We start from the raw sequence: 6,080 nt of genomic DNA, 5'->3' as shown, positions 1-6,080 counted from the left end.
CGGGTAGGTTTTTCTTTCAGTATGATGGTGATGGCGCCGCTTCTGAATTCCGCAACGCTTATTTCTTCTGTTTTATACCCGGTAAAGTTAAACACCAGGATGGCGTCGGCTGCTACCTTCTTCAGCTCAAATACTCCTTTATCGTTGGTAGTTACGCCACGGGAGGTGCCTTTAATAATGATGCTTACACCAGGAAGCAGTTCTTTCTTTTCATTAGTCACTGTTCCTTTTATATCAGTAACGGGAACGGTTAAACGCATCAGTGTATTCGTTACCGTTAGCTGGCCCATTTTCTTCCCGTTATCGTGTTTAATTACTACGCGATCGTACATTACGCTGTACGACAGGGAATAAGGCGTAAGCAGTTTATCCAGGAGGTCGCCTACTTTTTCGTTGTGTGCATTTACGCTCACTTTATTTACGTTCAGCGCTTCGCTGCCTACATATACAAAAGATACTTCCGCGAGGTTACTTATTTTCTCCAGGGCATCTTTCAGGATAACATTCTTTAGCTCTATGGTGATCTTTTTATCGAGAGCATCCTGCAAACCATTGCCGGCGTGGACTTTCGACACTGCCAGCAGGAGCAGTAAGCAATAAATAAATGATAGTTTTTCTTTGAACATAGTTACTTTTTATTGGTTTTGTCCGGCCATAGGATCCCCTTCCCGGGCTTTGGTTAAAACCGGGCAATAAAGGGCCTTCTGCATGAGCAGGGTATTTTTCAATCAGCTATATCATGGCAATAGATCAGCCGGGCGGTAAGGGTATTACTCGTATCATGTAATGTTTAGTTTGGTTGAAAATATTCTACGGTTTATTTACGGTACATATTGGCAAAAGACAGCCCTGTGAGCGGCTTTGCGATCACTTCAGTTAACTAACCAGCATGCAATTCTTTCAGGCTAAAGGCCACCAGGATAGTATTCCGGACTACAATTTTCTATTTCTCAAATTTTGGTTCAGCTTTGTTGATAGCAGTTTCTCATCCTGAATATAGTTTGGTTAACGATATAGCGGTCGTTATTTACAATTTCCACCAACGATCATATACCCTTTACTGGTATTATCTTTTCTGACCCTGGCATCTAATGAAAAAGCAATTAATGCAAGCGCTTTATCCAAATCATCCACTGTATTAAAAGACCCGTAGAACCTGCATTGGGCAGATTGCTGATCTGTTGCCACCGGTACGTTGTAATACCGCTGCAGGTCTGTTGCCACTTTTGACAAGGGCTCTCCCTTATAAATGAATTTGCCGCTCATTTTCTGGGTAAAGAACCTGGCATCTTCCGTGCCGTCCTGTAGCTGCAGGTCCTGCGAGGCAGGGTTATACACCGCGCTTTTGTTGGCCGTTAACACCAGCCGGGCATTTTTACTGGGTTTTCCTTCTCGGGTGTTCACCTGTACCATTCCCGATACCACTACTACCCTTGCAGTGTTTCCCCCGTGCACTTCCATATTAAAGGAAGTACCTAATACGGTGGTATTGATCAGCGAAGAGGAAATGATAAACGGGTGTTTCGCATCATGGTTGATTTCAAAGAAAGCTTCTCCCTTTAATATTACTTCGCGGTTCTTCTTATCAAATACTTCCGGGTAAGTAATACTGGAACCTTTTTCCAGGTGCACTAAAGACCCGTCGGGCAGTTTCACGGTTTGCCGTTCCGATGTGGTGGCAATCACCCGTTGTTTTACACGATCCTGCAGCAGCAGGTACCATACGGCGCCTGCAAGGAGCAGTACGACAGCGGCAGCGGCCACCTTGTGTCTGAACAAACGGAAAATACCTTTAAAAGAACTATCTGCAACGCCTATACGCTGGTGAATGCCTTTCAGCATCCTGTCGGACAGACGTTTATCGAGTATATACTTTACCGTTAGGAGATCGGCCTCATAATACTCGGCCGCCACTGTTTCCAGTTCTGAAAAATCATTGGCATCGAGGTATTCCATCATCCACTCCTGCTCTGTGGCAGTCCATTGATCTTTACTTAACAGCTGTTTGAGATATTCCTTTCTGTTGGGCACTAGCGTGATGGTTTAATCTAAATACGCGCAGTTAATAAAATCGGGTGGGTTCTTTTTGAACTTTTTTTGAAAAAACAAAACATTAATTAAAAGATAATATGAAAAGGGCTCGTTTGCTTATGAATCATGATAGTTCAGGAACAGCATCAGTAACACAATATATTTACGGTCGCCATTACGCTGCATATAATCATTCAGCTTGATCATAGCGGCCGAGAGGTGTTCCTTTACGGTATTACGGGAAATGTTCAGTTCATGGGCTACTTCCTCATAGGTTTTACCTTCCAGTTTACAACGGGTTACAATTGTTCTTTTCTTTGGAGATAGTTTTGAAATCGCCTGCTCCAGTAAATGGTATTGTTCTTCGTCGATGTTCTTCCGCTCTATTGCTACAGCATCATCGGTATCGGTCTGGAAAATGTTTTTGTGGAAAGCCTGTTCACGCAGCTTTTTTCTTACAAAAGACACGCACATATTAAAACTGATAACAAACAGCCAACCGCTTACGGACTGGTTTGGCTCGATGTCCTGTCTTTTTTCCCATAGGCGGGCAAACACGTCCTGGAGAATGTCTTCTGTAACCGCTTCATCTTTCACAAACTTGAAAATATTCCGGTATACAGCTCCGTGATACTTCCAATATAAATTGTCAAAAGCGCTTACTTCGTGGTTTTGTAACCGCACTACTAATTCAGCATCTGGTATATTCATATCTCTTCTTTTATATAAATCATATCGTGGAATACAATTTATATGGCTAGAAAAAAGCCAGGTCTCCCAAAGGCAATGGCCATGTATTTTGCTGCATAAATTAGTAACAAATATTATTATTTTATAAATAAATTCGTATTAGCTATAATTATAAATTATTACATACCTGTAAAAGGCAGGGAAGGGAAGAACAAAATCTGCTAGCAGCAAGGGTTTCGTGGATTAAAACAAGGGGTTGTGGTACAGGGCGTTTTTTTTAAACGGGGGCTATTGCTGCCCCCGTGATTGAATGTTTGCATATCAGATGGTAACGACAATACGCTGCCCACCGGTCACATCCGCCTCCCATAATTCCGCAATGCGATGGATGTCCATCTCCATTGTTTTAACGGTCAGTTTTCCTTCGGCAGCCAGCGCAAACATCTCCGGTAAAATAACGGTGAGCAGTTCCTTTACCTGGCCTTTGGTCCATGCGCCCAACCCGGAGCCGCTGAGCTGTATATTCACACTCCGCAGGATGGCGGCAGATAATTGCAGGAGATCGCCGGCCATACTACCCACAGAAACAAAGCGCACAAAGTTGGTCCATGCACCATCTCCTTTCAGGCAGGCGAGGATCATCTCCGCTGAATGTCCCCATAAATAATCAATTACAATATCCACCGGTGCAGCTTTATGGGTTTGTTTCAACGCGGTAATAAATGCTTCATCCTCCTGTTGAAGGGAAATCGTTTCATCTGCACCGAGTAATAAAAGTTCCGCTAACGATGATGGATTTCTACCCGTTACAATCACTTTTCCGGCTCCGTAATGTTTGGCTATCTGCACCGCCACGCGGCCGGTAAAACCTGTGGCGCCGTTGATCAGTACTACATCTCCCGGCTGGATACCAGCTTTAAACTTCAATGCCATGGCGGCGCCGAAAACGGCGTTGGGCAATGCGGCGGCTACCGCGTCGCTCAATCCATCCGGCACCTTAACGATACGGTCTTTTTCCACCACTGCTTTCTCCGCCAGCATACCATCTACGCCAACCGCATATACCCTGGCGCCATTGCCCAGCAGGCATACCCCATCGCCGCCAATAATACGGCCGTTCTCTTTTGGCGCATCGCTGGAATAGTGTTTTCCTGTGGCCCTTCCCTTGTCGAAATGTTTGATCGCTACCGCCTTTACGGTAACCAGTACTTCATTATTGTTTTGTATTGTTGGTTCCGGCATATCCACGTACTGTGGTATTTCGCTGTGCCGGTACATTACTGCTGCTTTCATCTCTTAGTTTTTAAATGATATAATTTAAACCAGGACAAAATTAGCAGCCGTAAACTTCAGCAGCGATAACATATGTTATCAAGTTTCAGAAACGGGGCTTTCCTTTGGCGATCTTACTTTTAATGCGGCTCAGGTGCACTTTTGTAATGCCGAGATAAGAGGCGATATAGTGCTGGGGAATCCGGCGGATAATATGCGGGCGCTGTTCCAGGAGATTTTTGTAACGTTCTTCAGGGGAATCGCGTATAAAAGAAACCAACTCGGTAATATAATGTGATTGCCGCATCAGGAACATCTGCATCATCATTTTTGGGAAATCAGGCTCCTTTGATAATTCATCGATCAGCTGGTTCACATACATTTTGGGAAGCAGGTACACCACAGAAGGTTCAATGGTTTCAATCGTAAAAAAACTGGGTGTGCTGTTGATAAAGCTTTCAAGAGAGCTTAATCCTTCGTTTTCAAAAAAGAACTGGACCGTTTTATCGATCCCGTTATTATTAAAGAATAACCGCACGCATCCTTTTTCTATAAAGATATAATTCTGAGATACCTTTCCTTCTTCCAGCAGTATTGACTTTGCCGGTAGCTCCAGGCGGGTCTGGAATTCCAGGTATTTATCCCAGAAGGAGCTTAGTTGCGGGAATTTTGATTTAAAATGAAAGATCATTGTTGGTTTATAAAGAGGTTGTTGGAAGATAAAGTTAGGGGAAATACAACTTTTATCCGATTCCAAACATGCGGGAACCTTATTAGCTTTGCCGCATGTTAAATACCCATACCTGGCGCCGGCCCAAAAGTGCCGGACATTTTGTTCCCGTAGCGATATTCCTGCTGTTAGCCCTGCTGATGCAAACAGTTGTTTCACCCGCTCAAACCAGTAACAGGCCGCACTACCAGCTGCTCTGGCGTATTGATGGCCCCGGCCTGAAGGAGCCGTCCTATTTATTTGGCACGATGCACCTCACGGATAAGCGCGTGTTCGAGTTCAGCGACTCTGTATTAACCGCATTGCAAAGCGCTTCCGCTTTTGCGATGGAGGTGGATATGGATTCCATGATGACCTACCTGTTGGCGCCGGGAGGTCCTTTGCAGGATACCGTTAACTACATGCGCACCCTGTTAAACCAGGACGAATACCGGTATGTAGATAGCCTGGTAAAGGAAAAAACCGGTTCCCCGCTGGAGCAGCTGAAGCTGAAACGCTTATGGTTCCTTGAAAAACTGCTTATTGACGAAGAAGGAGAACTTGAAAAAGAGGCAGGTCCCGCCCGGAAACCGGAAACTGTTTTCCTGGATGCCTGGCTGCATCAGAAAGCCACCAGGTTGAATAAACAGGTGTACAGTCTTGAAAAGATCCAGAACCAGTTAAACCTCTTCAGCGCCAATGTATCAGAAGTGCAGAAAGAGATATTCCTGTGGGGCATTGGCTACGAGCCAGCCGGAACGGATAGTGCGGGCAACAGGGCCAGCCGGCTCAAGGCACGGGTAAACTCTTTGAATGATTTTGTGAACCTGTATTATGAAGGCGATCTGCAGAAAATAGCTGCGCTTTCCGGCAGCTGGGAAGCCCCGGAAGACATTCCAAGCCTCGAAGCCAGGAATAAGGAAATGGCGGCCAACCTCATGGCATTGCTCAGCAAAAACAGCGTTTTCGCTGCAGTAGGCGCGGCGCATTTACCTGGCGAGGAAGGCCTGGTATCCTTACTTCGTAAAAAAGGATACTCCGTTACTCCCGTGAGCGCAAAATTCACCGGGGTGGCACGGAAGCAGCGCCAGCAGCTCGACAGCCTGAAAGGATATTCGCTGAACAGGATTGCCAATGGCTATAGCGTTGTATTACCGGGCGTGCCCGTAGTATACCCTTTACCGGGCATCAATGGCAAGATGTTTATTGGAGGCAACGAAGCAGAAGCAGGATTTGCTTTCACCATGGATATTCCCCAGCTGGCTACGGACAGGAACCAGCTGGTAAAATCAATGATCAGCAACATGGCGGCACAGGACAACGCGGTATTGCAACGCTCCTATCCTATCACTTACCGCAATGTGCCAGGTACCGAGGC

6 protein-coding genes are annotated in these 6,080 nt (G+C 45.5%); 1 reads left to right on the top strand and 5 read right to left on the bottom strand.

Annotated features, from left to right (window positions below; genetic code table 11):
* From VIM72_RS04180 to VIM72_RS04160, 5 genes are all read right to left on the bottom strand, one after another.
* Positions 1-626: carboxypeptidase-like regulatory domain-containing protein (locus tag VIM72_RS04180; protein WP_332001610.1), on the bottom strand; the 626-nt coding region annotated here is incomplete at its 3' end.
* A gap of 397 nt (positions 627-1,023) precedes the next feature.
* Positions 1,024-2,031: a FecR family protein gene (locus VIM72_RS04175; RefSeq protein WP_332001609.1), complete on the bottom strand. Its 1,008-nt coding sequence runs from the start codon at positions 2,029-2,031 to the stop codon at positions 1,024-1,026.
* A 117-nt stretch (positions 2,032-2,148) separates the two neighbouring features.
* On the bottom strand, positions 2,149-2,742 hold the full coding sequence (locus VIM72_RS04170; RefSeq protein ID WP_332001608.1) for an RNA polymerase sigma-70 factor: 594 nt from the start codon (positions 2,740-2,742) through the stop codon (positions 2,149-2,151).
* Positions 2,743-3,042: 300 nt separating this feature from the next.
* On the bottom strand, positions 3,043-4,014 hold the full coding sequence (locus VIM72_RS04165) for a zinc-binding alcohol dehydrogenase family protein (protein WP_332001607.1): 972 nt from the start codon (positions 4,012-4,014) through the stop codon (positions 3,043-3,045).
* A gap of 85 nt (positions 4,015-4,099) precedes the next feature.
* A complete protein-coding gene (locus VIM72_RS04160) occupies positions 4,100-4,684 on the bottom strand; it encodes a Crp/Fnr family transcriptional regulator (protein ID WP_332001606.1) in 585 nt (194 codons plus the stop codon).
* Between the two features lie 95 nt (positions 4,685-4,779).
* Here VIM72_RS04160 and VIM72_RS04155 point away from each other — a divergent pair.
* Positions 4,780-6,080, top strand: a 1,301-nt coding sequence (locus VIM72_RS04155) for a TraB/GumN family protein (RefSeq protein WP_332001605.1), incomplete at its 3' end; no start/stop codon positions are given.

The organism is Chitinophaga sp., from assembly GCF_036569185.1.
GTDB lineage: Bacteria > Bacteroidota > Bacteroidia > Chitinophagales > Chitinophagaceae > Chitinophaga.
Note: the sequence above shows the minus strand (reverse complement) of the source record. Positions and strands in the feature narration are given on the sequence as shown.

What these genes read in the sequence shown, in the direction of transcription:
- VIM72_RS04160 (WP_332001606.1), bottom strand. Translation starts at nt 4,684, where the DNA reads ATGATCTTTCATTTTAAATCAAAATTCCCGCAACTAAGCTCCTTCTGG.
- VIM72_RS04165 (WP_332001607.1), bottom strand. Translation starts at nt 4,014, where the DNA reads ATGAAAGCAGCAGTAATGTACCGGCACAGCGAAATACCACAGTACGTG.
- VIM72_RS04170 (WP_332001608.1), bottom strand. Translation starts at nt 2,742, where the DNA reads ATGAATATACCAGATGCTGAATTAGTAGTGCGGTTACAAAACCACGAA.